The organism is Enhygromyxa salina, assembly GCF_000737335.2.
Taxonomy (GTDB): Bacteria; Myxococcota_A; Polyangia; order Nannocystales; family Nannocystaceae; genus Plesiocystis; species Plesiocystis salina_C.
Genome location: NZ_JMCC02000064.1, coordinates 19,113 through 44,483, shown reverse-complemented (window position 1 = coordinate 44,483; position 25,371 = coordinate 19,113). Strand labels below are relative to the sequence as shown.

18 protein-coding genes are annotated in these 25,371 nt (G+C 68.0%); 16 read left to right on the top strand and 2 right to left on the bottom strand.

Going from position 1 to position 25,371, the window contains the following annotated elements; genetic code table 11:
* Positions 1 to 110: 110 nt before the first annotated feature.
* The gene (locus tag DB30_RS23585; RefSeq protein WP_052552802.1) at positions 111 to 1,544 is read left to right on the top strand and encodes a cytochrome P450; all 1,434 of its coding nucleotides are present in this window, start codon (positions 111 to 113) and stop codon (positions 1,542 to 1,544) included.
* Positions 1,545 to 1,562: 18 nt separating this feature from the next.
* Positions 1,563 to 2,453 (top strand): SDR family oxidoreductase, encoded by an 891-nt coding sequence (locus DB30_RS23580; RefSeq protein WP_052552800.1) that lies wholly within the window; start codon positions 1,563 to 1,565, stop codon positions 2,451 to 2,453.
* On the opposite strand, the gene DB30_RS23575 is transcribed toward DB30_RS23580, so the two are convergent.
* On the bottom strand, positions 2,440 to 2,940 hold the full coding sequence (locus DB30_RS23575; RefSeq protein WP_052552798.1) for a hypothetical protein: 501 nt from the start codon (positions 2,938 to 2,940) through the stop codon (positions 2,440 to 2,442). The genes DB30_RS23580 and DB30_RS23575 overlap by 14 nt on opposite strands.
* A 177-nt stretch (positions 2,941 to 3,117) precedes the next feature.
* Here DB30_RS23575 and DB30_RS23570 point away from each other — a divergent pair, with 177 nt between their 5' ends.
* From DB30_RS23570 to DB30_RS23560, 3 genes are all read left to right on the top strand, one after another.
* Positions 3,118 to 4,677 carry an MBL fold metallo-hydrolase gene (locus tag DB30_RS23570; RefSeq protein ID WP_052552796.1) on the top strand — a complete coding sequence of 520 codons (1,560 nt, stop codon included), beginning with the start codon at positions 3,118 to 3,120 and terminating at the stop codon, positions 4,675 to 4,677.
* A 126-nt stretch (positions 4,678 to 4,803) separates the two neighbouring features.
* On the top strand, positions 4,804 to 7,002 hold the full coding sequence (locus tag DB30_RS23565) for a phospholipase D-like domain-containing protein (protein ID WP_052552793.1): 2,199 nt from the start codon (positions 4,804 to 4,806) through the stop codon (positions 7,000 to 7,002).
* A gap of 45 nt (positions 7,003 to 7,047) precedes the next feature.
* A complete protein-coding gene (locus DB30_RS23560; protein WP_146660286.1) occupies positions 7,048 to 7,671 on the top strand; it encodes an AgmX/PglI C-terminal domain-containing protein in 624 nt (207 codons plus the stop codon).
* Positions 7,672 to 7,684: 13 nt separating this feature from the next.
* Here DB30_RS23560 and DB30_RS23555 read toward each other — a convergent pair whose 3' ends face one another.
* A complete protein-coding gene (locus tag DB30_RS23555) occupies positions 7,685 to 8,113 on the bottom strand; it encodes an HIT family protein (RefSeq protein WP_240480310.1) in 429 nt (142 codons plus the stop codon).
* 140 nt (positions 8,114 to 8,253) lie between these two features.
* Here DB30_RS23555 and DB30_RS23550 point away from each other — a divergent pair, with 140 nt between their 5' ends.
* The 11 genes from DB30_RS23550 (at position 8,254) to DB30_RS23500 (ending at position 25,360) form a co-directional block, all read left to right on the top strand.
* Positions 8,254 to 9,018: an ABC transporter ATP-binding protein gene (locus tag DB30_RS23550; protein ID WP_052552789.1), complete on the top strand. Its 765-nt coding sequence runs from the start codon at positions 8,254 to 8,256 to the stop codon at positions 9,016 to 9,018.
* Positions 9,015 to 10,499, top strand: a complete 1,485-nt coding sequence (locus DB30_RS23545; RefSeq protein ID WP_052552787.1) for an ABC transporter permease — start codon at positions 9,015 to 9,017, stop codon at positions 10,497 to 10,499. Before DB30_RS23550 ends, DB30_RS23545 begins: the two co-directional genes overlap by 4 nt.
* A gap of 67 nt (positions 10,500 to 10,566) precedes the next feature.
* Positions 10,567 to 11,733, top strand: coding sequence for a SpoIID/LytB domain-containing protein (locus DB30_RS23540; RefSeq protein WP_146660284.1), 1,167 nt, complete (start codon positions 10,567 to 10,569; stop codon positions 11,731 to 11,733).
* 10 nt (positions 11,734 to 11,743) lie between these two features.
* Positions 11,744 to 12,595 (top strand): alpha/beta fold hydrolase, encoded by an 852-nt coding sequence (locus DB30_RS23535; RefSeq protein WP_052552784.1) that lies wholly within the window; start codon positions 11,744 to 11,746, stop codon positions 12,593 to 12,595.
* A gap of 42 nt (positions 12,596 to 12,637) precedes the next feature.
* Positions 12,638 to 12,952 (top strand): hypothetical protein, encoded by a 315-nt coding sequence (locus DB30_RS23530; RefSeq protein ID WP_052552782.1) that lies wholly within the window; start codon positions 12,638 to 12,640, stop codon positions 12,950 to 12,952.
* 152 nt (positions 12,953 to 13,104) lie between these two features.
* The gene (locus tag DB30_RS23525; protein ID WP_052552780.1) at positions 13,105 to 14,013 is read left to right on the top strand and encodes an MBL fold metallo-hydrolase; all 909 of its coding nucleotides are present in this window, start codon (positions 13,105 to 13,107) and stop codon (positions 14,011 to 14,013) included.
* Between the two features lie 27 nt (positions 14,014 to 14,040).
* On the top strand, positions 14,041 to 15,651 hold the full coding sequence (locus DB30_RS23520) for a sigma-54-dependent Fis family transcriptional regulator (protein WP_052552777.1): 1,611 nt from the start codon (positions 14,041 to 14,043) through the stop codon (positions 15,649 to 15,651).
* A gap of 192 nt (positions 15,652 to 15,843) precedes the next feature.
* Positions 15,844 to 16,434 carry an RNA polymerase sigma factor gene (locus tag DB30_RS23515; RefSeq protein ID WP_052552776.1) on the top strand — a complete coding sequence of 197 codons (591 nt, stop codon included), beginning with the start codon at positions 15,844 to 15,846 and terminating at the stop codon, positions 16,432 to 16,434.
* A gap of 542 nt (positions 16,435 to 16,976) precedes the next feature.
* Positions 16,977 to 18,008, top strand: coding sequence for a type II secretion system protein GspC (gspC, locus tag DB30_RS23510; RefSeq protein WP_052552774.1), 1,032 nt, complete (start codon positions 16,977 to 16,979; stop codon positions 18,006 to 18,008).
* A gap of 75 nt (positions 18,009 to 18,083) precedes the next feature.
* Positions 18,084 to 21,590 carry an AAA family ATPase gene (locus DB30_RS23505; RefSeq protein ID WP_052552773.1) on the top strand — a complete coding sequence of 1,169 codons (3,507 nt, stop codon included), beginning with the start codon at positions 18,084 to 18,086 and terminating at the stop codon, positions 21,588 to 21,590.
* Entirely contained in the window at positions 21,590 to 25,360 is a 3,771-nt protein-coding gene (locus tag DB30_RS23500; protein ID WP_052552772.1) for an AAA family ATPase, read from the top strand. The genes DB30_RS23505 and DB30_RS23500 overlap by 1 nt, the downstream gene beginning before the upstream one ends.
* Positions 25,361 to 25,371: the final 11 nt, after the last annotated feature.

The following is a 25,371-nucleotide window of genomic DNA, read 5'->3' as shown; positions in this document are numbered from 1 at the left end:
TCCGGCAATTTCGACATGTCCCCGAGCTGGCGGGGCTCGATCAGGTCGCGGTGCACAGGGTCGCGGTGCGCCGCAGCCTGCGCCGCCGTCACGCCTGGCATCATCCATCCATGAAGGACTCCCCGTCGCCGGCCTTCGCCCAGCTCGCCAACGCGTTCACGCGTCGCCGGTCAAACCACGATCGCAAGCTACCGCCCGGGCCCGAGGGCCTGCCCTTGCTCGGCAGCATGGTCGACGTTCGCACCGACGCGCTCTCGATGTTCGAGCGAGGGCGTCGCGAGCACGGCGACACGGTCCGCTACCGGTTTGGACCCTTCGACATGGTGGCGATCCACCGCCCCCAGGACATCCGCACGGTGTTGCTCGAGCGCGCAGACGACTTCCACAAGAGCCCCACCTATCAGGGCCTGGAGCTGGTCGTGGGCAAGGGCTTGTTGACCAGCGAAGATCAGTTCTGGAGGCGCCAGCGCAAGCTGATGACCCCCGCGTTTCACCACAAGCGCCTGCTCGGGTTTTGCGACCACATGGTCCGCTGTTCGACCGAGCTCGCAGACGAGTGGGACGAGCTGGTGGCCAACCACCGCGGGGCGCAGCTGCCGATCGTGGATCTGCACACGCAGCTGTTGTCGCTGACGTTCCGCATCGTCGGGCTCACGCTGTTCTCGACCGAGCTGTCCGACAAGGCTGGCGACATGGGGCCGGCGTTGGCCACGGTGCTCGAGCACGCCAACCACCTCGCGGTGTCGATGCTCCTGGTCCCGCCGCCGTGGGTGCCGACACCACGCAACCTTCGCTTCAAGGCCGCCATGCAGGTCGTCGATGACGTGGTCCAGGGCATCATCACCGAGCGCCGCAACAGCCGCGAAGACACCGGTGATCTGCTGAGCATGCTGATGGCCGCGACCGACGAGACCGGCCAGATCCGCATGAGCGACCGCGAGCTGCGTGACGAGGTCGCAACCTTGGTCTTGGCTGGACACGAGACCACGGCCCAGGCGCTGACGTGGACCTTCATGCTGCTCTCGCGTCACCCGGTGATCGAGCGCCGCGTCGTCGCCGAGATCCGTGCGGTCTGCGGCGATCGGCCACCAAGCATGGAGGATCTGGCGGCGCTCGACTACACCGGCCGGGTGATCGACGAGGCCATGCGCCTGTATCCACCGGCTTGGTTGATCGAGCGCCAAGCCCTGGTCGACCTCGAGCTCGACGGCTACAGCATCCCCGCTGGCACCCTGGTGGCGATCTCACCGTGGACGATCCATCGCCACCCTGCGCACTGGCCCAACCCCGAGGGCTTCGACCCAGATCGCTTCTTGCCCGAGACAGTCGCCGCGCGGCCACGCTACACCTACCTTCCGTTTGGCGGCGGTCCGCGCCAGTGCATTGGCGTCAACTTCGCCCTGTACGAGGCCAAGCTGGTGCTAGCGACCTTGTTGCAGCGCTTCAGCGTCGAATTGGTGTCCGGCCAGGACCTCAGCCTCGAGGCGGCCGTGACCTTGCGTCCGGCCCACGGCATGAAGATGTGGCTACGGTCGCGCGCCTGAGGGATACCTACCAAGGTCATGCCGCCGCGCCTGTTTTGTTTTGGACTGGGTTACAGCGCCACGCGTCTGGCCGCGCGCATGGCCGCCCAGGGGTTCGAGATCGCCGGCACCACCCGCGACGTCGCGGCCAAGCGAGCCTCGCTGCAGCAACCCGGCTGGGCCTTGCACCGGTTTGACGCCGACGCGCCGCTCGAGCACGCCGAGCAGGCACTGGCGGGCACGACCCACTTGCTGCACTCGATCATGCCCGGCCCGGACGGCGACCCGGTGCTGCGCTGGCACGCGGCCTTGATCGACGCCCTGCCCCGCTCGCAGCTGCGCTGGATCGGCTACCTGTCGACGACCGGTGTCTACGGCGATCACGGCGGCGCGTGGGTCAACGAACACAGCCCCCGGCGTCCGAGCAAGCCGCGGACCCAGCGGCGGCTCGTCGCCGAAGACGCGTGGCTCGAGCGTGGCGCCCGAGTGTTCCGACTCGCCGGGATCTACGGCCCCGGTCGCAGCGCGATCGAGCGGGTCCTCGCCGGCACCGCGACGCGCGTGATCAAGCCGGGCAAGGTGTTCAACCGGATCCACGTCGACGACATCACGCGGGTGCTCGCGGCGTCGATCGAGCGCTCGACTCACGAAGCCCAGCGCCCCACCAAGGGCCGGGCCTACAACGTGTCCGACGGCCACCCGGCGAGCAGCGCGGACGTCCTGGCCCACGCCGCGGCGCTGCTCGGCGTCGAGCCGCCACCGGCCGTCGCGTTCGAGGCGGCCAACATGTCTGCGATGGCGCGCAGCTTCTGGCAGGACGATGTGCGCGTGGCCAACGATCGCCTGCAGGCGGAGCTCGGCGTCGAGCTCCGCTACCCCGACTATCGCGCCGGGCTCGAGGCCTGCCTGCGCAGCGCTACAGCGCGATGACGCCGGCGATCGCCATCACGGCCAACACGATGAACATCAACCCCACGTAGGTGATCAGCGTGGTCGCAATGCCAATGCCCCAGGCCCAATTGGCCGACGAGCACGGGTGGTGGCCAAGCGCGCGGTACTTGCCGCGGATCTGGCTGCCGAAGTACCAACCGAGCGGGCCGGTGATCCAGCCGAACCCAAACCAGAACCCGCCGGCCGCGACCATCAACCACAGCTGGCTGTCGTCCGACAGCTTGCTCAGCTCGTTGGGCTGGTGAAAACCTGGCGCGGGGACATGTGCGTTGGGCGGCGCGGCGCCCTGGCCGTAGCTGACGTATCCAGGTTGACCGTACTGCGGCGGCGGAGCCTGGCCGGGCGGAGGTGGGTACGAGTAGCCCGGCTGGGCGTACTGCGGGGTCGGCTGGGGGTAGCTGGACTGTCCGTGGCTCGGCTGTCCGTAGCCCGGTCCCTGGTTCGAGATGCCGTATGGGTTGTTCATGATGCGCGGCCCGGCTGGTCCGGTGACCGGGCAGCCAGATTGTACGTCATCCCGGCGCCCGCGCGAGCGATCTGGCCCAACGGTGTTACACAGCTACCTGCGCCGCGATCAGTCGAGGGCGCGACTCCAACGGCTAGCGAGGGTCGCTAGCATGGAGCTCGGAGCGAAGGCCCGCCGATGTTCGCAACGACCTTCCTCGGTCACCAAGGCTGGTTGATCGAGACCGCCACGACCAACGTACTGCTCGATCCCCTGCTCGGTGATCGCTTTGGGCATGGCGGTCTGGTCGGCGAGGTCTACCCCCCGCGCGAATTCGACTTCGCCGCGTTCCCGCCGATCGACGCGGTGCTCCTCAGCCACGAGCACGACGATCACTTCGACCTGCCCTCGCTCGATCGCCTGGATCGCGACATCCCGATCTACCTGTCGAGCCGGTCCTCGATCGCCGCGAGCGAGCTGCTCTCCCACATGGGGTTCGCGGCTGTGCGGCCCCTCGAACCCGAGTCGTCGCTCGAGCTCGGTGAGCTGCGGGTGCTGAGCTTCTGCGCTGACCATCGCGGCGGCCGGCAAGCGGACGAGTGGGACGTGTTCCCCTTGCTGATCCAGGATCGCGGCGGGCACGGCAGCCTGTTCACCTCGATCGACGTGCGCCCGCGTGACGCTGACCTGTCGCGCCTGCGCGCGCTGGGCAGCGCCGGGGTCTGGGCCGTCGCCAACAATTGTTCGCGCGCCAGCTTTCAGGAGCTGCGTTCGCTGCCAAGGGTGAACCAGTCTACGGAGGCGCCCGCGAGCGGGCGAGAAGCCCTCGCCCGAGCTGAAGCCCGAGCTGAGAACAGTCGCGCGCGCGAGCCGGTGAATTCAGGGCCGCCCGATCCCTCCCTCGATGATACGCCAGCGCTCGCGCGCGCGCTCGAGCGCCGCCACGCCCTGCTGGCGGCCAGCTGGGGCGCTCCACTCGCCACCTTGATCTGTGGCGGTGGCTGGAGCTTCGATCGCGCGCGCGCCTGGATGAACCACCACCTGTTCCCGATCGACTCGCAGCGGCTCGCCAGCGCCCTCGCGGAGCTGACCGGTTCGGGTCGGGTGTCGGCGCCGATCCCCGGACACAGCGTGGTCATGCGCGACGCCGCGATCGTCGCGACCCACAGCGAGCGCACCTTCCTCCGCGCGCGGCCGCCCGCGTCCTGGCCCGCCCGCGACTATCGAGGCGAGGGGCCGCTCCTTCAGGACTATGCCTCCGCGTGCGGACGCACCCGGCTTGGCTCAAACGGACGCGAGACGCTCGTCGCCGAGCTCGTCGACTTCGCCCGCTACTTGTATGGCACCCCGCTGTTTTGCGAGCTCCACTCGCTGCCCGCAAAGCTCGACAGCGGCGCGTGGTCGCGCTTGTGTCTGTCGCTGCGCGACGACGATGCCCCGGTCACCTTGGTCTACGAGCCGCGCGCGTGCGCGTTCGTCAGCCACGCCTGCCCCGATCCAACCGTGGAATTTGCGGCCGGACTCGAGTGCTGGGCCACCGACTTGCTCGCGCTGCTCGAGGGCGAGCTGGCTCCCAGCGCGCTGTGCTACGCGGGGCGCCTGCGGTCTTGGAACCACGCCCCTGGTCTGCTGCGAGCGTCTGCCCACCTGCTTTGGGACTTCGGACATCCCCTGCGCCGCCCCGACCGGGCCGCGCGCCTGTACCGGCGTCTGCTCGCGGCGCAAACCGACCGCGAGCCCTCCGTGCGTGCCCCCTGAGTCGCCAATGAACGCTGTTTTTCTGGCCCCGGAGGCTCGGACTCTCCGACCTCGATGGGAGCTGAGCTTGGTGCCCCCTCCCAGGCCGGGGCTCGCCAACCTGCCCTCCTCCCGATACTCTCAAAGGTGCCCGACCGCCACGACCTGAGCGTCCGTCTACGGCAAATCGTCGGCTTGTTCGACGCCGACACGGCGCTCTCTGGCGCCGAGTCCGAGCCTCGACCGCTCGCTGACGCCGTCGCCGGAGCGCTGAGCGCGACGCTCGAGCGCTGGAGTCGCAGCCCCACGCTGCGCAGCTTCATCGGCGGGATCGAGCGTGACGTGCTGACCAGCCCTGGCGAGTGGGTCGAGCTGCAGGCGAACCTTGGCGTCACCGCCAAGCTCGGCACGGTCGCCCGCTTCTACCTCGACAAGCAGCTCGTCGCCGAGAACCCGATCGAAGATCGCAACGAGGTCCGCGCCATGATCCGGGCGCCAGACCCTGGCCGCTATCGGGTTGGGGTCGAGCTCGCAACCGCGACCGGGCGCGTCGGTCCAAGCAATGAGCTGATTGGTAGCCGCACGCTGCAGGTCGCTGACGGCCGCCCGCTCGCGCTGATCCACGCCCAGCTGCTGCTGCCGGGCCTCGATCACCCCGAGCGCCTCGGCCCCGACCTCGCGCTGCTCGAGGCCCTCGAACAAGCCGGCTTCGAGATCGCGTTCTTCGACATCCACGAGAAGAACCGGGCAGCTGCGATCCACGACGCGATGGTCGCCCTCCGCATCCCCCCAACCGCGACGCTGATCTACGGCGGGCAAGAGCAGGAGCTGACCAGCCTCGGGGTCAACTTCGCCCAGATGTTCGGGCTGACCGCGGTTCGCAAGCTCCGCGCCAAGGGCGTACCGGTCAGCGCGATCATCAGCGACGACATCCCGCCGACCGACCGCGACAGCGCCGATCCGATCGAGCTGTTGTCCCACGACGAGGCGATCCGTCGGGCCAACGCGGGCGACTTTCAGCATTTGCTAGGTCGGGCCCGGGCCTTTCGTGAAGCCTGGCAGCGCGCCGATCGAGACACGTGGCGGCTCGATCACGCGACCGGTTCCAAGCTGATCCCGGGCAATGAATTCCACGCCGAGCTCGACAACAGGCAGGCACGCGAGCGCTTGTTCGAGCTGATCGAGGGCGCGACGCACTCGCTGCATCTGCAGTTCTACATCGTTCGGCCGAGCGACTTCACCGAGCGGCTGATCGTCGCGCTGATCCGCCGGGCCCGCGCCGGTGTCCGCGTTCGCCTGATGCTCGACGCCCTGTACTCCGAGGAAGAGCTGCTCGGCCGCGCCAACCCCTTGCTCAGCTCGCTCCGCGCCGAACCCAACATCTCCGTGCTCGCGGTCGAGCGGATCGAGACGCGCCACGACGTGGAGGTCACCAAGCTCAAGCGCCGCGACCACCGAAAGCTGATCATCATCGATGGACGCCGCGCGATCGTGTCTGGCCGCAACGCCAGCGACGAGTACTACACCGGCTTCGCCGAGATCCCGATCCACGACAACACCCGCCACGAGCGGATCCCGTGGCTCGACGCGCACGTCGAGGTCGGAGGGCCACTGGTCCGCGAGATCCAGCGCAGCTTCTTGCAGACCTGGCACGAACAGGGCGGCGCGCTGACGCCCGACAACGAGCCCGGGTTGCTGCCCGAGCTGGCGGTCAAAGGGACTGCCGCGGGTCGGTTGGTGGTCCATCGCGGCCTCGCCGACGCCAACGGCTTGGCCATGTACGAGTCGATGCTCGAGCTGGCCAACGACCACGTCTACATCGTCAACGACTTCCCGATCGTCACCGCGCTCGAGCGCTCGATCCGGCGGCTGCTCGCTCGCGGCGTGCGGGTCGAGCTGTTGACCGGCAGCGCGGCCGCGCGCCGTGCCGACGGCAGCTTCTTCCCCGCGCCCATGCACCGGACCTTGTTCGAGCTGATGGTCAAAGCCCGGCTCGAGCCGCTTTTACTCGCGGGCGTGAAGGTCTACGAATTCGAGCCGCCAACTTGCGAGCAGGTCGTTGCCCGCGGCGGTCGGTTTCGGCCCTATGTCCACGCGAAGCTGGTCACCGTCGACGGGCGGCTGGCCAGCATCGGCTCGGCAAACTTGGACGCGACCGCGAGCTTTTGGGAGAGCGAAGCCAACGTCGTCGTGCAAGATGCAGTCTTCAGCGGGCGGCTCGAGGATCAGCTGCGCGAGCTGATCGCGGGCAGCGTCGCGCTGGATCCCGAATCGGACTACTGGCGCAGCGAACGGGCCCAGCGCGCGGTGGTGCTCAAGCTGTGGCCGGGGTCGCTGTACTCGTGATCGGGCGCTCCCCCACCCTACGCCAGAAACAACTACCATCTGGCCATGCGATCTGTGACTGGCCCGCGCTCGTTGCTCTTGTTCACGCTCACCGTCGTGCTCGGTTGTGCGTCGCCCAACAACGCGAGCACGCCGATCGCCGAAGACGCCGACGCCAGCGCCGACGCGAAAAACCAAGCCCCCGGCGGCGCGGCGGAGCCCGACGCGATCGCCCCTACTGCACAGCCCCCTGAAGAGCCCGCGGCAAAGCCCGCCGCATTCAACGAGGAGGCCGAGGGCGAGCAGGCCCAGCGTGAGCACGGCGCCGAAGCCTTCGCCCCCCCAGCTGACGGCGCCAGCGTCCGGCTCGAGATCCAGGTCCCCATGATCAACGGCGGCCTCAACCGCGACATCATTCGGCGCACCGCCAGCGACCACGCTGACGACATCCGGGCTTGCCACGGGCGCGCGCTCGCGGCGACGCCGGAGCTCGCAGGAACGATCGTCGTCGCGCTGAAGATCGACGCCGACGGCGGCGTGAGTGAGGCCGAGCTGAGCGAGCGCTCCGCGTTTGCCAGTCGCGACGTCCAAGACTGCGTGCTCACGCTCGCGCGGGACTGGCAGTTTCCCAAGCCAAGCGGCACCAAGCCGACCAGCGTCGAGCTTGCGTTCGAGCTTGGCGGAAGCTGAGCCCGCTCAGCCCTCAGCGCTCAGCGCTCAGCGCTGCGTGCATGCGCTCGAGCAGGTCTCGGGCTTCGCCGCTGTCGAGCGCTCCCGGCCGCCAGTTGATCCCCAGGCCCTGATGCTCGATCTTCGGGATCACGTGAAAGTGCACGTGAAACACCGCTTGATGGGCACCGCGCCCGTTGTTCTGCAAGATGTTGTACTCGCTCGCGCCGCTCGCAGCCATGACCGCGCGCGCGACTCGAGGCAGCGCGCGGCCGATCGCCGCGGCAGACTCGTCGTCGAGCTCGTGCAGAAACGCCTTGCGCTGCTTGGGGATCACCAGCGTGTGTCCCGGCGCGAGCGGAGAGATGTCCAAGAACGCGAGCACTCGCTCGTCCTCGTAGACGCGATGGCAGGGGATCTCACCGTCGAGAATCTTGTCGAACACCGTGGCCATGTCGCTCATGATGGCCCGAGTGTAACGGCCTGACGCTCAGCGTCCACCGCGCGAAAGCTGCGATAACCCGCAGCTAGAGCACATCTGACAAACTGTCGCACGACAGCTGGGTTTGACCACCTGGCACCGCGCGGCTATCGTCTCGCGCCATGATCCGCCTGCGCGGGCTCCGAAAAAGCTACACCACCAACAAGGTGGTCAATGAGGTCCTCAAAGGTGTCGACCTCGACATCGAAGCAGGCGAATTCGTCGCTATTGTTGGGCGCTCTGGCTCCGGCAAGACCACGATGCTCAATGTCGTGGGTGCGCTCGACAGCCAGTACGAAGGCTCGGTCGAGGTCGACGGCAAGCAGCTGCGCGAGCTCGACGACGTGTCGATCAGCGCCTATCGCAATCAAAATATCGGCTTCATCTTCCAGAGCTTCTACCTGCTCGAGCACATGACCTGCATCGAGAACGTCGCGCTGCCGGCGGTGTTCGCCCGCGGCGGTGACGCGATCGAGCGCAGCGTGGCGCTCGAGCGAGCGCGCGCCGTCATGGCCGAGGTCGAGCTTTCCGACAAGTGCGACGCGCTGCCCAACACGCTCTCGGGCGGGCAAAAACAGCGGGTTGCGATCGCCCGCGCGCTGTTCAACCGGCCGCGCCTGATGATCTGCGACGAGCCAACCGGCAACCTCGACATCACCACGGCGCAGTCCATCCTCGCGCTGTTTCGCCGACTCAACGAAGAACAGGACATCACGCTCGTGATCGTCACCCACGACCACATGATCTCCCAGGCTTGCAAGCGGATCGTCCACATCGACCAAGGTCAGATCGTCGAGGGCGCTGGCGAATTCCAGCATCCAACTGGTGACGCGGCTGGCGACGCAGCTGGCGACACGGCTGGCACGACGGAGGCGCACTCGGCATGAGGGCCGCTCGCCTGTTCCGCATCGCGGTCGACGACATCCGCCGCAACCGCAGGCACTTCCTGCTCGCGTCGATCGGCATCATCGTTGGGATCGCCGCGTTCACCTTCTTCCTGGCCTTGGGCGGCGGCGTCCGCAAGGTCGTGCTTGGCAAGATCTTCCCGCTCGACAAGCTCGAGGTCGTGCCCAAGAGCTTCGACGTCGACGTCTCGGTCCTGCGCGTGCCGCTGGGCAACGAGATCATCGACGACGCCAAGGTCGCCCAGCTAAAGGCGATCCCCAGCGTCGAAGCCGTCTACCCCAAGATGAAGCTGACGATCCCGTCCATGGTCTGGGGCGGGCAAAAGCTGTTCGGCAACAACCTGCGGGCCGAGCTCATCGCCGACGGCGTCGAGCCCGAGCTGGTCCGGGGCGACATCGCCAAGCGGCTGGTGTTCGAAGACTTCGAGGCCGACGCCACAACCTGGGACGACTGGCAGACCCTGCCCTCGGCGACCCCCTGCGAGACCAACGAGCAGTGCGTCGAGGCCCACGACGAGCAATCGTACTGCTGGGGCGTCAACGAGCTGGCCGCCTGGGAAAAGGCCGTGGCCCGGGCCGCCAAGGCTGGCAAAGCGCCGCCGCCCAAGCCGATCGAGCAGCCGCGCTGCCGCAAGTACATCCCGATCATCATCTCGAACCACATCGTCGAGCTCTACAACGGGTCGGTTCGGCGCGCGCACGGGTTCCCCAAGATCAACCCCGACTCCGCCGTCGGCTTCACCTTCGACCTCACGTTTGGCGCGTCGATGGTCGACGCCTCGGCCAAGGACCACACCTACGAGGCCCGGGGCATGCTCGTCGGGTTCTCCGACAAGGCGATCAACCTCGGCATGACGTTTCCTGTTGGCTACGTCAGGCGCCTCAACGTGGAGTTTGGCGAGCCCGCCTCCGCGTCCATGTACCACTCGGCGGTGCTACAGATCGGCTCCAAAGACGACGTCGCTGTCGTCGCCGCCGCGGTCAAAGAGCTCAACCTCGACGTGACCGACACCGGCGCCGAGCAGGCCGCGCTGCTGATCACCATCTTCATGATGGTGTTTGGGTTCGTCAGCGTCGTGATCGTAGGGATCGCCGCGATCAACATCATGCATGTGTTCTTCATGCTGATCTACGAGCGCCAACAAGAGCTCGGGATCATGCGGGCGATCGGGGCCAGCCGCGGGGACATCCGCCGCATCATCATCAGCGAGGCCGCGATCGTCGGTGCGCTCGCGGGCGCGGTGGGAGTGGCGCTGGCGATCGCTGCCGGTCGGGTGTTCGACTGGGTGTCCGCCAGCTACATCCCAGACTTCCCCTACAAGCCGCGGACCTACTTCGAGTTTCCGCTCTGGCTGCTGCTGGCGGCGTTTGGCTTCGCCATTGGGTTTTGTGTGATCGGAGCGTTCTTCCCGGCCAATCGGGCCGCTCGCACGGATCCGGCTCGTGTACTGACCGGTCAATGACCGGGTCCGGCCTGCCCCCGGTTTTCGGTGACACCCCGACATAGTTTCATGCGACCATTTTGGCGTGATGGGTCGCCGCATCGTCCTCGTTTCACTCGCAGCGGCTGTGTGCGCGGCCGCAATCACCCTGTCGTGCGTCGCCAACGATGACGAGCACGACCCGTTCCGAGGCGATGTCACGCCGGCGCCCGACGCCTGGATCCCGGCGCCGCTGCCCGAGGCCTACTGCGAGATTCTCGTCGAAGGCAAGGGCGTCAAGGACATGGAGACCGACTACCTCCCGCACGTGATCACGTGTGAGAACGGCGGCGCCAACCTCGAGGCCCTCAAGGCTCAGGCGATCGCCGCGCGATCGGTCGCCTACTACTACATCGCCAACCAAGGCAGCGTGTGCGACAGCCAGGGCTGCCAGGTCTACACCTGCGGGGCCGAGCCTTCGGCCAAGGCGTACCAAGCCGTCGCCGAGACCAGCGGTCAGTACATCAACTACAACGGCGTGCTGACCTACGCTTTTTATGTTGCCGGCGACCCAAACACGCCGCCTCCGGCCTGCGTCGGCAACCCAAACGTGGGGACCGAGCACTGGGTCACCTACAACGAGGGCCAGTCGAGCGCGGACGTAGAACAGACCGCGCTGGGCTGGGTGTTTGAGCCGAACGAAGCGGGGTTCGGCCAAAATCGCGGCTGCATGTCGCAGTGGGGCGCTCGCTGCCTCGAGAACAACGAGGGCTACGACTACCAGCAGGTGCTCCGCTTCTACTACGGCGAAGACACCCTCATCACCCAGGCCCAAGGCGCGTGCGTCGAAGATCTCGGTGACGGCGATGGCGACTCCGGCGACGGCGACGGCGACGGCGACGGAGATGGCGACTCCGGAGATGGCGACGGCGACACAGACTCGTGGGGTGAGGGGGACACGGGTCCAGACTCCGACACCGACTGCAACGTTGGCAGCCTGGGCTGTGTGTGCACGATGGGCGGTGGGTGCGATCCCGGCCTGATCTGTATCGACGACGCGTGCGTGCCCGAAGCACCCAGCGACGACGACGACGGCGAGAGCGGGGTCTCCAGCGGGTTTCAGGACGACGCGTTCGCAACCGCAGACGGCTGCGCGTGCTCGGCCCAGCCTACAACGGGATCCGGTGCGGGAGCCGGTGCGCTTGGCATGCTCGGCATGCTCGGTATGCTCGGCGTGTCCGCTATCGGGCGACCACGCCGACGCTCGCGCCACTGAGCAGCCTCGCATGCCATCGATCACCGTCCACGGACTGCGCATCGCCTATCACCGGTTCCCGGCGGCGACCCCAGCGGAGCTGTCGCCGGTCGCGTGCCTGCCGAGCACGGGCCTGTCCGGCCTCCAGTGGCGGCGCCTCGCCAAGCTGCTGAGCCGACGCGGGCACGACGTGTTGTGCGTCGACCTCATCGGCTACGGCGAGTCCGAAGACTGGCCGCGGCCAGGGCCGTTTCGAACCGAGTACGATGTTGACGTCGTCGACGCGCTGCTCGATCTGTGCGAGCGCCCCGTTCACCTGGTCGCCCACTCTTACGGCGGCCGCGTGGGCCTGCGGGCTGGCTTGCGTCGGCCGCAGCTGCTGCGCTCGCTCTCGCTGTACGAGCCCACCTGCTTTGGGCTCCTGCGCTCGACCGGCGACACGCTTGGCCTGGCCGAGCTCGGTGACTACGACGCAGACGGCCGCTTCCTCGATGACGCCTTCGGTGGCAGCGAGGCGTGGGTCGAGCGCTTCATCGACTACTGGAGCGGCCCCGGGAGCTTCGCCGAGCTCGACGAAGACGAGCGACGCGCGTGGATGCGATCGAGCCGCAAGATGTTCGAAGAAGTCCGCGAGACCGCGCTCGATGATGTTCCCCACACCCGCTACGTCGACGCGCTCGGCCAGCTCTCGACGCTGGTGATCTCGGGCGCCACCTCGACGCGCGCGGGCCAACGTTGCTGCGATGTGTTCGCGCAGGTCATGCCCCGCTGCCGCCACGTCGAGCTCGCAGACGTCGGCCACATGGGCCCCGTGCTTGCGCCGCGCGAGGTCGCAGAGCTGATCGCGGGGCACATCGCAGATGTCGAAGCGAGCGATACATGAGCCCGCGTCCGTGCTGGTCTGGCGCTTCATGAGGGTTCGGGCGTGACGATCTTGGTTGGGCTCGCGGCGGCGATGCTGCTGGTCTGGCTGTTCGTCGTGAAGCGCCCCACCCACCCCGAGCTGCCAGCGGCCGACCAGCTCCCCGGTGGGGACCCCAGCCGCGCGATCGTGGTCGCCTCGCCCGCGGTGATCGACCGTCACGCCGAGCGCTGGCCGTGCCCGGTCTGCCAAGGTTCCGTTCGCTGCGAGACCCACGGCGCCGAGCTGATCGCTGGAAAACGCCTCCGCGTGGCCCGAGTTCGCTGCCCACGCTGCGGCTTTGAGCGTGACGTCTACTTCGCGCTGCGCGGCGCGTGAGTCGATCCAAGATCGATCAGGTGCTGCACCAGCGTGGAGCACCGCCCGCGCCGCCGACACCTAAGCCGCTGGAATTGCTCGCGTTCGTGGTTCGAACGGTGATTGCAGTCCTCCACCGCGAGCGCAACGAAGCGCGACCAAGGAGAGCAACCATGCGAATCAGTTTTTATGGAGTCCGAGGCTCGATCGCCACCGCCGGTGAGGCCACCCGTCGCTACGGCGGCAACACCCCCTGCGTCGCCGTCGAGGTCGCCGGCCAGCAGCTGATCTTCGACGCTGGCACCGGCATCCGCGGGCTCGGCAACGACCTCAACCGCGCGAGCGGAGCGGGGCAAGTCCACGCGAACCTATTTTTTAGTCACCTGCATTGGGACCACATTCAAGGCTTTCCGTTCTTCGGGCCGGCCTACGTGCCTGGCAACCGCCTCGACGTCTGGCACGTGCGCACCGGCGACGACGCGCCCTTCGTTCGCAACGTGCTCAGCGAGCAAATGCGTCCGCCAACATTCCCCGTTGGACTGGAGATCATGGGCAGCGAGCTGTGCTTCCACGAGCTCAACCCGGGCCAGGTCGTGCGGGTTGGCGAAGCCAAGCTCCGCCACGCCGCTGTCGATCACCCCAATGGCTGCGTGGCGTGGCGGGTCGAGCACGAGGGTCACGCGATCGTCTACGCGACCGATCTCGAGCACGATCCGCAGGTGCCCCCGCCCGCGCTCGTCGAGCTTGCCCGCGAGGCCGACGTCCTGATCTACGACGCGATGTACACGCCAGAGGAGTACGCTGGCATCGCTGGCCCCAGCCGCAAAGGCTGGGGCCACGGCACCTTCGAGGGCGGGGCTGCGGTCGCGGAGGCGGCTGGGGTTCGCAACTTGTGCCTGTTTCACCACGACCCCAGCCACGATGACGGGTTCATGGACGCCCTCGCTGCACGGGCACGACGACGGCTTCGCGCGACCAGCGTTGCACGCGAGGGCATGGTCATCGAGCTTGGTGAGAGCCCAGGACGTGCCCACGTCGCGGCCGCGCGCCCGACCGTGTCGATCGCCGCATGTGCCCAGTAGCCACCGCCCGGAGCCCCGAATTCGGCGATGACCCAGACACCGACCACGCCGCGCGACAGCGGCAGCTTTCCTCGCCCACGCGCGTGGGCCAACCTAGGGCTGGTGAACCGCAAGGACCAGCGGGCCCCGGCGCTCGAGCGTGACACCGTCGCGCTCGCGGCCGCCCCGTTCCTGACCCGAGGGGTCGAGCTCGACGCGCTGCTCGTCGCGGTCGTCGACACGATCGTCGATCGCCTCGCAGCTGAGCGCGGGACCTTGTACTTGGTCGACGGTCGGACCCGCTCGCTCAGCTCGGTCGTCGCCCATCTGCCCGAGCTCGAGCGAATCCGCCTCGACTTCGGGCAAGGCATCGCCGGGACCGTCGCGTCCGAGGGCAAGGTCCTGAGCGTCTCGAACCCCGCAGACGATCCGCGCTTCGACGCCACCTTCGATCGACAGACCGGGTTCAACACCCGCTCGATGTTGGCGATGCCGATCTGGGACAGCCGCGGTGAGGTCATTGGCGTGCTGCAGCTGCTCAACGCCGCGCGCGGCCTGTTCGACGCTGACGACGAGCAAAACGCGATCGTCCTCGCCAACCAGGCTGGGCAGGTGCTCGAGGCCACCAGCCTCTACGCCGAGCTGCGGGCGCGCGGGCCCGTGTCCCTCGACCCTGCCGAGCAAGCTCGCGTCGGCCCAAGCTACACCTTCAACCAGATCGTCGGGGAATCCGAGGCGATGCAGGCCGTCTACGCGGTCGTCCGCAAAGCAGCCGGGACTGACGCGACGGTCCTGATCAACGGCGAGAGCGGCACCGGCAAAGAGCTGATCGCTCGGGCGGTGCACGTGAACTCGCCGCGGCGTGGCCAGCCCTTCGTCAAGCTCGACTGCACGACCTTGCCCGAGGCGCTGATCGAGAACGAGCTGTTCGGTCACGAACGCGGGGCCTTCACTGGGGCCGATCGAAGCACCCGCGGCAAGGTCGAGGCCGCCGGTGGCGGCACCTTGTTCATCGACGAGATCGGCGAGCTGCCGCTGGCCTTGCAAGCCAAGCTGCTACGGGTCCTGCAAGATCACGAGTTCGAGCGCGTCGGTGGCACCCAGACCATTCACGCGGACATCCGAGTCATCTGCGCGACCCACCGTGACTTGCTTGCGATGATCGATCGCGGTGACTTCCGCGAGGATCTCTACTACCGAGTCCGAGTGGTTCCGATCCGGCTGCCACCGCTGCGCGAGCGTGGGCGTCAGGACCTGCTGCGTCTCGTCGAGCACTTCGTCGATCGCTACGCCAGGCGTCACGATCGAGCGATCCGCCAGGTCACGCCCGCGGCGCTGGACCGGCTGCTCGCCCATGATTTCCCCGGCAACATCCGCGAACTCGAGAACTGTATCGAGTCCGCCGTGGTGCTGTGTGACGGCGGCACCATTGACGCCGAGGATCTCCCGCTGGCCCTCCGCCCCCGCCGTGTCGGCCCGGTAACGCCGCTCGGTGGCGGGCCGCGGCTCGGTGATCCCGAGGTCTCGCTCGCCACCCTCGAGCGGGCCCACATCGACGCGGTGCTCGACGCCTGCGACGGCAACCAGAGCGAAGCCGCGCGCCGCCTTGGAATCGGACGCAACACCCTGGCCCGCAAGCTCGAACGGGGCGGCGACTGAGGTCGCTAGAACAGGCCGTCAGCGCGGCCGGGTGACGTCGCGGTCCACACGGGATCCTCAACGGGGTCCCCCAATGTGCGTGGAACATCCGTGAAGATCAGCATGGTTGCGTTTGGGGCTCACGTCGGCGATCAATCCCGCGTCGGCAGCGCCGGGCCAAATATGGTCCTATGCCGCTGATAGCGTTTCGAGGTGACCGACGACGAGATCATCGAGGCGATGCGAGCTGGCAGCACAGCCGCCGGAAACCTATTGGCCAGTCGCTACCTGAGCGCGCTCAGGTCGTACTACCGCAAGCGCTTGCCGAGGGACGATGCAGAGGAACTGACGCAAATTACGCTGCTCGAGACGATTGGACGGATCGACCGGTTCCGGAGCGAGTCCACGTTCCGCCACTACGTGTTCTCGGTCGCACGACGGGTCATGGCCGAGCGCCACCGCCAGCTGGGGCGCCGGATCGAGACAGAACAAGCCCCAAGCAGCGAGCCGCCGGGGCTGCAGACACCGCCAAACGATCGCCTCGCGCGGGTCGAGTACCTGCACCGCCTGAACGACGCGGTCGCCGACCTCGATCACCACTACCGGAGCGTCGTCGAGCTCCACATGTGCGGGGCGACGAACCGCGAGATCTCGCGGGAGCTCGACATCCAATACAACACCGTGCGCAGCCGCCTGTCCCGTGGACTGCGCGCCGTTCGCAACTACCTGCGTCCCTGGGTCGACGAGGTCCTTCGGACCCAGATGCCCGCGAAGCGTCTGGAGTCGACCCCGCCGCCAAACTAGTGCCGCACACCCTAAATTTGGATCCGGGGTTTGCACGGCACTGAGGCCCAATGGCAGTGTACAGCGTCGTCGCCGCTCCTCGCCCTTGGGCCTCAGCTCCGCACCTAACCCGGAACGAACTTGGGGTGTGCGGCTCTCGTGCCGCACACCGAGCGCCAGATTGAAAAGGCTGAGTGATTTTGATCTATTACAAGGCCAAGAGGCGAGCGCCTAGGGCTGCGCCTCCGCAGCGCAGGGGCCTTTGAGAGCGTCGAGTGCGGCTCGCCGTCTGGTGCGGGCGTGGCCCAGATCCGGGCCACCCAGCTTTCATGTGATCCGGCGTTTGTGCATCCTATTTACAGGCACATGTGCATGGTCGTCTCGGTATCGCGCCTGCCACCATGCTCAGGCGAGCTGAAAACACTTCGCGGGCGCCGAGTCGGGCTTGCCACTTTGTCACCGATTTCGAGGGAGACCACGGTCCAAATGCCCTCCAGCTGGGTCTGTGACCTCGTGTCTCCCCAAGTTTCTGCTGGCACGCATGCTGCATATTCCAAGGGCGTATGCATGTCCTCTCGCGGCACTTTGGACTCATCAAGCTGTTCGCCATTGGCTTGGTCGTCTGTTTCGCGGGCAGCGCACTCTCGACCCACATTGCATCCAAGTTGCTCCTCGATGTCTCGGATGTCGGCCAAGCAGCGAGTGAGGACGAGCAGAGCGACGAGGACGAGGAGAGCGACGAGGACGACGACGAGAGCCCGGAGAGCCTGGCCGCCAAGCAACGCGCCAGCATCAATGACAAGGCGCTCGCGGCGATGGCCGACAAGGGCACGCTCAAGCAAACCAGCGCCGAGACAATCGTCGATCACAACATGTTCTGCCCGACCTGTGTGCCCATCGAAGAGCAACCCTTGCTCGCGGCCGCCGACGCGCAGTTCACTGGTGAGGCGGCCAGCCCGCTGCGATTGCAGCTGCTCGCAACCATGGAGTCCGACGATCCGACCTGGTCGATGGCAACGATCCGCGACCTCGACAGCAACAGCTTGGGCCCATACACGGCCAACGATCAGGTTCGCCCAGGCGTCACGATCCTCGCCGTCGAGCGCGGGCGGGTGGTCTTGCTCAACCAGGGGCGTCGCGAGTTCATCTCGCTGGGTGACGAGCCGCCACCGCCAGCCCCAATCAAGCCCGCGGCCCCCGCCCCCACCGCCAAACCGAACGGGCGCTCATCGGTCGCGCTCGACGGCGCCGAGCAAGCCATCGACTGCGCAAACGAGAACTCGTGCACAGTCGACCGCAAGTTCGTCGACCAGCTGATGAAGAACCCTCAGCAGCTGATGACCCAGGCGCGAATGTATCCGGTCACCCAAGACGGCGAGACGCATGGCTTCAGGGTCTCGGGAGTGCGCAAGGGCAGCCTGGCGACCATGATCGGGCTCGAGAACGGCGACGTCGTCAGCGAGATCAATGGCAGCAAGCTCGGCACCATCGACGACGCGCTGGCCATGTACCAGAAGCTTCGCCGGGCCAATCATTTGTCTGTGACCGTCCAGCGCGGGGGTGCCGTCATCACCAAAGAGATCTCGATCAAGTAGGCCGCGGACCACCGATGGGCGTACACGCCACAGGCGCTTGCCCAGGCGCCTGTTACACTCGGCTGTCCGCTGACGATGTCCAAGCCTCTTCAACTCGTCGTGCTGCTGGTCGTCGAGGAGCTGCCGAGCGGTGACTTCCTGGCCTGGCCATTCGCGGAGCCCGACAAGGTCGCGCACGCGAGCACCCGTGAAGAGGTGCTGGAGCAACAAGAGTTGTTCTTGCGCGAACACCTGGTGCGAGTCCCCGGTGACGCCCTCGCCGGCTACGATCCCCACGCCGAGGGCGAGCTGCAGATCGTCGATGTCCCGCTGCAGCGCGACGACCTGCCCGATCGGGTGTCGCTGTCCACGCCGCTCCCCTTCCCCTGCCTGATCGTGCCCGATGGCGCCGACGCCTGGGCGGTCGTGCTCAACCTGCGCCACGCGGTCTGGATCGCAGGTGGTGGCGCGGACCCGCTGGTCCGCGCCCCAAAAATTCGCGCCGAGATCGAGCGGGTCGTGGCCGCCCGCGAGCTCGATGGTCACGCATTCTTGGGCCTCCTGCGCGGCGCGGATCCCTTCGAGCTCGAGCGCCTCACGATCGAAGTCGAGCGCGAAGAACGAGCCGGCGCCAAGGCCCGCGCGGCCGCTCGACGTCGCCGCGCGCGCGAGCGAAGCGAGTCGGATGCCCGCAAGCTGCTTGGCCGCGTTGGCACCGACATGGTCGAAGAGCTGCGCCGCGCTCGACAGCCGCCCGTGCTGCACCGCGAGCGCGAGGTCGCCAGCCTCGACGCGCTGCTGCGGGGCCCAGAGCGGCTGGCCCTGATGCTCGTCGGCCCCGAGCTCAGCGGCAAGACGGCGGTCGTCCAGGGCATGGTCCACGCCTGGCTGCAGGCTGCGGGGTCGCCTGGCCGGCTGCCCGACATCCTTGCAACCTCGGGGGCACAGCTGGTCGCCGGTCAGTCGGGCTTTGGTCAGCTCGAGCAGCGCGTCAACGACGTGATGGCCGCGGCAGAAGCGTTGGACGCGGTGCTGTACTTCGACAACCTCGCCGACTTGTTCGCGCGCACGAGCGGGGAGCTTGGCGACGTCGCGGCCAGCATGCGCCCGTGGCTCGAGCGCGGGCGCGTGCGTGTACTCGGCGAGATCACGCCAGAGCTGCTCGAGCACCACGAAAAGCGCCACGTCGGTTTTTTCGCCTACCTCAACCGGATCCCGATCGCGGCGCTCGACGCCGAGCGAACCCGGACGATCCTCGAAGCGCGGGCCAAGCACGATCGCCGCGTCGACCCGGATCGCCCGACCCTGTCCCTGCCGCCGCAGCGCGACGCCGCGACGGCACTGGTCGATCTCGCGGAGCGGTATTTTTCATACCAGGCGTTCCCCGGCAAGGCGGTGCGCTTCTACGCGTCGCTGCGCGCGGCACAAGAAGGCGAGCGCGACGACGCGGGTGAGCCACGCGCGATCGGTCCAGACGAGGTCTACCGCGGGTTCTCGATCCACTCGGGGATCCCCATGTTCTTGCTGCGCGAGGATCGAAGCCTCGAGTACCAGCGCATTCTCGAGTTCTTCAGCGCCCGCGTGATCGGCCAGCACGAGGCGATCGGACGGGTGGCCGAGACCCTGTGCACGGTCAAGGCTGGGCTGCAGCCGGCCGCCAAGCCCCTCGCCACCTTCTTGTTCGTGGGCCCAACGGGGGTCGGCAAGACCGAGGTCGCCAAGACCCTCGCGCGCTTCTTGTTCCGCTCGCCCGAGCGCATGGCTCGGTTCGACATGAGCGAGTACATGGATCCGCTGGCCGCCGAGCGATTGATCCGCGGTAGCGATCGCGACGACGGCGTGCTGACCCGCAAGGTCCGTCAGCAGCCGTTTTGTGTGCTCTTGTTGGACGAGATCGAGAAGGCGCACCCGGCCGTGTTCGACCTCTTGCTGCAAGTCTGCGGCGAGGGTCGGCTGTCCGACGCGCGCGGCCGCACGACGTGGTTTCACAACGCAATTATCATCATGACCTCCAACCTCGGCGCCGCGCACCGGCGACCAAGCACCGGCTTCGGCGCTGCCGACGAGACCTCCGCGGCCGCCGACCAGAGCGCCGCCGAGCGCTACTACCTCGACCAAGTCGACACCCACTTTCGCCCCGAGTTCGTCAACCGCATCGATCGCGTGATCCCCTTCCATCCGCTCGATCGCGCCCAGATTCACCAGGTCGCGGGCGTCTCGCTGGCCCGGGTCCGCGAGCGCGACGGGATCGCCGAGCGTGGGATCACGCTCGATGTCGCCGACGCGACCGTCGAACGCCTCGCGACAGAGGGCTACTCCAACACCTACGGGGCGCGGGCGCTTCGGCGCGAGCTCGAAGATCGCTTGGTCGCGCCGCTCGCTCGCACGCTCGCCAAGCTTGGTGCGCGCTGCGAGGGCGGCATGGTCCGGGTCCGCGAGGCTGCCGCGCTCGAGCCAAGCGAGCCGGCGCCAGGCAAGCGCAAGGGCGAGCGCGTGCTCGTTGCCGAGGTTCAGGCCAAGCTCGCGCTCGAGGTCGCGGTCCCGACCGGCCGCACCGCGCGGCGAACCCTAGACGCGCTCTCGCGGGTCTCGGCCTTGCGTCGCAGCGCCAGCGCAGCGCTCGAGCGCCCGCCGCTTCGCGACCTGCGAGATCGGGTCCGCGTGCTCGTGGCCGAGCTCGGCTACGGCGCCCACAAGCGCAAGGACACCCGCCCGGCCCACGAGCACTCCGCAGAGCTGGGCCGCCTCCGCGCCGAGCACGGCCGAGTCGTCGGCACGCTCGCGCGCCTCGATGATCTGCGCGAGTCGATCGAGTCGGCCGAGGAGCTCACGATCGCCGCGCTCTACGAAGGCGAGCCAGCGGATCTCTATCAACAGACCGCCGAGGACGCCCACCAAGCGCTGCAGCTGGCGATCGTCGACGCGCTGCTGCTCGAGAACGAACGCCACGCGATCACGGTGCACCTGCAGGAACAAGACCCCCGCGGCGCGTTCTCGATCTACTTGCTGCCGCTGCTCGACTGCCTCGAAGACCGCGGTTGGACGGCTTGCTTTCATGTCTACGGTGACAAGCAGCCGCCCGACAGCGGTCAACAGCCGTGGCCCGAGAACCGCGGATGGGGGCCGCCGCGAACGCCAGCGTGGCTACGCCGTCGGCTCCTCGCAGAATTCGAGACCGGGCGCGCCCCGGCCAAGCCGCGCCGGTTTCGCGACCTGTTGGTGTGTCTGCAAGGCCGTCACGCGGGCGCGATCATGGAGAGCCAGCTCGGCCTGTTTCGCTACGATCACAGCTGCCAGCACGAGCGCCGACGCGACAAAGATCAACGCCCCGCCCACATGCAGGCTCGCTTGGTCTCGCGCCAGGCGGCGCTGCAGGCCGACGAGTGGAACAAGGAAAACTTGGTGGTCACCAAGCCCCTCGGTCGCAAGCAGCTCGACGCCACGCCCAAGCGCGCGCACTTCGACGATCACGGCCAACTCAGCGGCAGCATCACCGCCGACCGCATGACGATCACGCCCGCCGAGTTTTGGCTCCGGATCGAAGCGGTGATGTTCACTGCCCTGGTTCGGCAAGCCGCGCTTGGGGACGACGAGGCCGCCTGATGCCCGTGCTCGACTTCTCCGTGACCGTGTTCCAGCGCAGCCTGGGCAACTTCACCCAGTGGTGGTCGCTGGGCTTTGGCGCCCGCGAGGTGTGCGTCTCGGGCCGGGCATCGAGCAAGCTCCGCGATCAATTTCTCTCGGAGTGCCGTGAGCGTGTCCGCCGGGCGCTGCCGGCCGAGCTGCCCTCGCTGCAGCTGGTCCGTGGCCGTCGGCTCCACCACGTGCAGCTCGACCTGACGATCCGCAGCGACGACGGTCGGGTGCGCTTCACGGGCCGGGTCCCGGTGATCGTCGAGCCGCGACCGCTCGGACCGAACACGGCGATCGAGATCGCCTACCACCCGATGCGTCCGCACGAGTGGTTTCCGCTCAACGAGCGCCACACCCTGCAGGACCTGGCCAACACCGTGTTTCAGCGGCGCTGGAGCGCGGCGGGGCTCGGCTCCGAGCAGCTCGAGCAGCTTCGTCGCCAGGGCCACGAGCTCCTGAAGATCGTCGCGTTTCGGGCCGAGCCGAAGTCACTGCTGACGCAGCTGCCCCCCCGCAAGGGCCCAGAGATGGCCCAGATCGGCGCTCGCCAGCGACGTCCCGGGACCACCTTGTTGGGCGAGCTCGGCTTCGATCTCACCCGCAAGGCCGTCGACGACGAGCTCTCGCCGGGCATGGTGCGGGCCCCCTACCGCGAGCAGCTGCGCCAGCTCCTGTGTGGCTCCCGCAAGACACCCGTTCTGCTGATCGGCCCGCCGGGCGTCGGCAAGTCCACGCTGCTGCAGCGTGCGATCATCGATCTGCTCGAGGCGGACGGCTACGGCTCGCACCAAAACCTCGATCGGGTTCACCACGTGTGGCAGATCGGCGGCCGCCGGATCATCGCCGGGATGAGCTACCTCGGGCAGTGGGAGAAGCGCTGCATCGAGCTGCTCGAAGAGACCTACGCCAAGCGGGTGTTGCTGTGGGCCGAGGATCTCCACGCGTGGGGCCGGATCGGCGAGTCACGCCAGAGTGATCGCAGCTTGTCGGCGTTCTTCCGCGGCCCGGTCGCGCGCGGCGAGCTCACGCTGATCGGCGAGTGCACGCCGGAGCAGTACCAACAGCTGCAGGCCGACGCCTCGGGCTTCGCCAACCTGTTCACGACGATCCACATCGAGCCCACCGACGCCGCAACCACCATGCGGATGCTGGTTCACCAGGCCCGCGAGCTCGAGCTCTCGCTCGGCTGCGGGTTTGATCCGCGGGTGTTTCGATCAATCTACGAGCTCTCGGGTTCGCTGTACTCGGGCAGCGCGTACCCAGGCAAGGCGCTCGAGCTCGTGCGTGCGCTGGGGTCCCAAAACAGGGTCTCGCGCGAGCGGGCGGCAAGTTTGGCCCTCGCCGAGATCCTCATGCACGCGCCCACAGAGCCGCGCGGGGATCAGCAGGGGGGCGAGGACGCCGTCCGGCCCAAGGTCGGCACGCCCGAGCTCATCGAGCTGTTGTCCGAGCGCACGGGCATGCCAGCGCTGTTGCTGGCCCCCGAGCTCCCGCTCGAGGCCGCCGACGTGGCCAAGGACTTCGCCACCCAGGTCATGGGCCAGCCGCAGGCCGTCGCCGTGATCCGCGATCTGATCGTCCGCATCAAGGCCGGGCTGTGCGACCCCGCGCGGCCCTACGGGGTGTTCTTGTTCACGGGCCCAACCGGAACCGGCAAGACCGAGATGGCCAAGGCCCTGGCCGCGTACCTGTTTGGCGACGAGAGCCGGCTCGTGCGGCTCGACATGAGTGAGTACAACGTGCCCGGGGCGGCCTCCCGCTTGATCGGCGATCGCTACGCGCCGCAGGGGGTGCTGACCAGCCGCGTGCAGGCCCAGCCGTTTTGCGTGGTCCTGCTCGACGAGGTCGAGAAGGCCGATCCTTCGGTGCTCAACCTGATGCTGCAGCTGTTCGACGACGGTCGGCTCAGCGACGCCAGCGGCGAGGTCGCGGACTTTCGACACGCGGTCGTGATCATGACCTCCAACTTGGGCGCGGGCGGTGGCTCGTCGATGGGCTTTGGCGACGTTGACCGTCGCGCGATCCTCATCGACATCGCCAAGGCTGTCCGCGACTTTTTCCCGCCGGAGCTGTTCAACCGGATCGATCGGGTCGTCGAGTTCCGGCCCCTCGACGAGCGCGCGGCGCTGGCGATCGCCCGCAAGGAGCTGGCCCACCTGCTCGGTCGCCGCGGATTGATCGAGCGCAGCTCGTTCGTGCGCACGACTGACGCGGTCCTGGACAAGATCGTCCGCGAGGGCTTCAACGCGCGCGACGGGGCCCGCTCGCTCAAGCGCTGGCTCGAAGACAACCTGGGCTCGCTGTTGGTCGAGACACTGACCCGATCCCGCGCGGCCAGCATGCGCCTGCTCTGGATCTACGAGGAGCCAGCCAGCGACGGCAGCAGCGCGACCCTGCGCGTCCACGAAGAAGCCCTGCGCGAGGCCGATCCGATCCCCGAGGACAGCCGGCTCGGCGAGCTGCTCGAGCGACCCAACGCCGCGCTGCTCGAGCAGGTCCCGATCGCGCTCGGGTTCTTGCGCGGGCTCGAGCACAGCCCAAGGTTGGCGCAGCTGTCCAAGACCCTGGCCACGCTGCTCGACGCGTTCAACCGCGACGCCGCCAGCGATCACCAGCGCAGCGGTCATCAAACCGACGCGCTCTACAACCTCGAGGTCCTGCGCTCGGAGATCCACGCGCTGCGCGACGCCCTCGAGCTCCACGCCGCCTACGATCAGCGCCTCAGCGGTCAGGTCGAGGAGCCCGAGGGTCCCCACGAGGGGCTCGGCGAGCAGCTCGAGATCGATCGCTTCCCCGCCGAGCAAGTCCGCGACCACGTCGGCCACGCGACGATGGTCCGCCGCTTCGATCGTCGCCAGTTCAGCCCCAGCCTGCCGCTGCGTGAGCGCCAGGCCATGCTGCGGGCGATCGCCGAGGTGTGGTTTCTCGAGCGGGCGCTCGAGCGCGCCAATGATCCGCGCCAACACGTGGTGTTTCTCGAGCTCTCGCGGATCGGCGATCCACGCCAGCGCGGGCGCTTCGCGACCCGCGAGACCTCGCTGTTCGCCGAGCTGGCCCACGCCTACGCGAGCCGCGGCCGCGGTGAGCTCGAGGCCTACGCGGGGCTGCCCTTCGCGGCTCCCGCCTCTGATCTGACCGCAGATCGGGCCCCCGATCAGGCCGTCCGCGACGACGTGTTGGCTTCGGCCAGCAGCGGGCTGTGGACGGGGCGACAGCTCGACAGCCAATTCGAGCAGGGCTTCGCGCGACTGTGCAGCGAAGATCCCGAGCTGGTCGTGCTGCAGCTCGTTGGCCCCAGCGTCCGCGAGTTCTTCGCGGGCGAGTCGGGCTGCCAGGTGCTCGAGACGCTCGGGGGTGGCCACGAGATCGTCCGGGTCCGCGTGCTCGACGGTGAGCCGCGCGACGATCCAGCCCAGCTCATCACCCGAACCCTGGCCCAGCGCCAGGCGTTCATCCACGCGCTCGAGGCCGGCACCGAGCTGCCCAAGAACCCCGACGCCATGCTCCCGATCATCCGCCGGTTCACGCTCGAGGAGCCCCGGGCCGGGCGCCCGGCCAACATCGAGGTCGAGGACTACCCGCTCAGCCACGTATCCAGCCACACGGGCGCGCAGCTCGAGCCGGTGCTGACCCTGCTGTGGCTGATGCGGGTCGGCCTGGCGATCAGCCAAGATCGGGAGCGCCGGATCACCGACGCTGGGCTTGGCGCGGCCAAGCCACCCCCGGAGGGATCCTCATGAGCCGAAGCGCC

Bases quoted from the DNA above. Each gene is read 5' to 3' on its own strand.
- DB30_RS23580 (WP_052552800.1), top strand. From the start codon at position 1,563: ATGCCGCCGCGCCTGTTTTGTTTTGGACTGGGTTACAGCGCCACGCGT.
- DB30_RS23535 (WP_052552784.1), top strand. From the start codon at position 11,744: ATGCCATCGATCACCGTCCACGGACTGCGCATCGCCTATCACCGGTTC.
- DB30_RS23505 (WP_052552773.1), top strand. From the start codon at position 18,084: ATGTCCAAGCCTCTTCAACTCGTCGTGCTGCTGGTCGTCGAGGAGCTG.
- DB30_RS23540 (WP_146660284.1), top strand. From the start codon at position 10,567: ATGGGTCGCCGCATCGTCCTCGTTTCACTCGCAGCGGCTGTGTGCGCG.
- DB30_RS23570 (WP_052552796.1), top strand. From the start codon at position 3,118: ATGTTCGCAACGACCTTCCTCGGTCACCAAGGCTGGTTGATCGAGACC.
- DB30_RS23585 (WP_052552802.1), top strand. From the start codon at position 111: ATGAAGGACTCCCCGTCGCCGGCCTTCGCCCAGCTCGCCAACGCGTTC.
- DB30_RS23555 (WP_240480310.1), bottom strand. From the start codon at position 8,113: ATGAGCGACATGGCCACGGTGTTCGACAAGATTCTCGACGGTGAGATC.
- gspC (WP_052552774.1), top strand. From the start codon at position 16,977: ATGCATGTCCTCTCGCGGCACTTTGGACTCATCAAGCTGTTCGCCATT.
- DB30_RS23575 (WP_052552798.1), bottom strand. From the start codon at position 2,940: ATGAACAACCCATACGGCATCTCGAACCAGGGACCGGGCTACGGACAG.
- DB30_RS23560 (WP_146660286.1), top strand. From the start codon at position 7,048: ATGCGATCTGTGACTGGCCCGCGCTCGTTGCTCTTGTTCACGCTCACC.
- DB30_RS23545 (WP_052552787.1), top strand. From the start codon at position 9,015: ATGAGGGCCGCTCGCCTGTTCCGCATCGCGGTCGACGACATCCGCCGC.
- DB30_RS23500 (WP_052552772.1), top strand. From the start codon at position 21,590: ATGCCCGTGCTCGACTTCTCCGTGACCGTGTTCCAGCGCAGCCTGGGC.
- DB30_RS23525 (WP_052552780.1), top strand. From the start codon at position 13,105: ATGCGAATCAGTTTTTATGGAGTCCGAGGCTCGATCGCCACCGCCGGT.
- DB30_RS23520 (WP_052552777.1), top strand. From the start codon at position 14,041: ATGACCCAGACACCGACCACGCCGCGCGACAGCGGCAGCTTTCCTCGC.
- DB30_RS23550 (WP_052552789.1), top strand. From the start codon at position 8,254: ATGATCCGCCTGCGCGGGCTCCGAAAAAGCTACACCACCAACAAGGTG.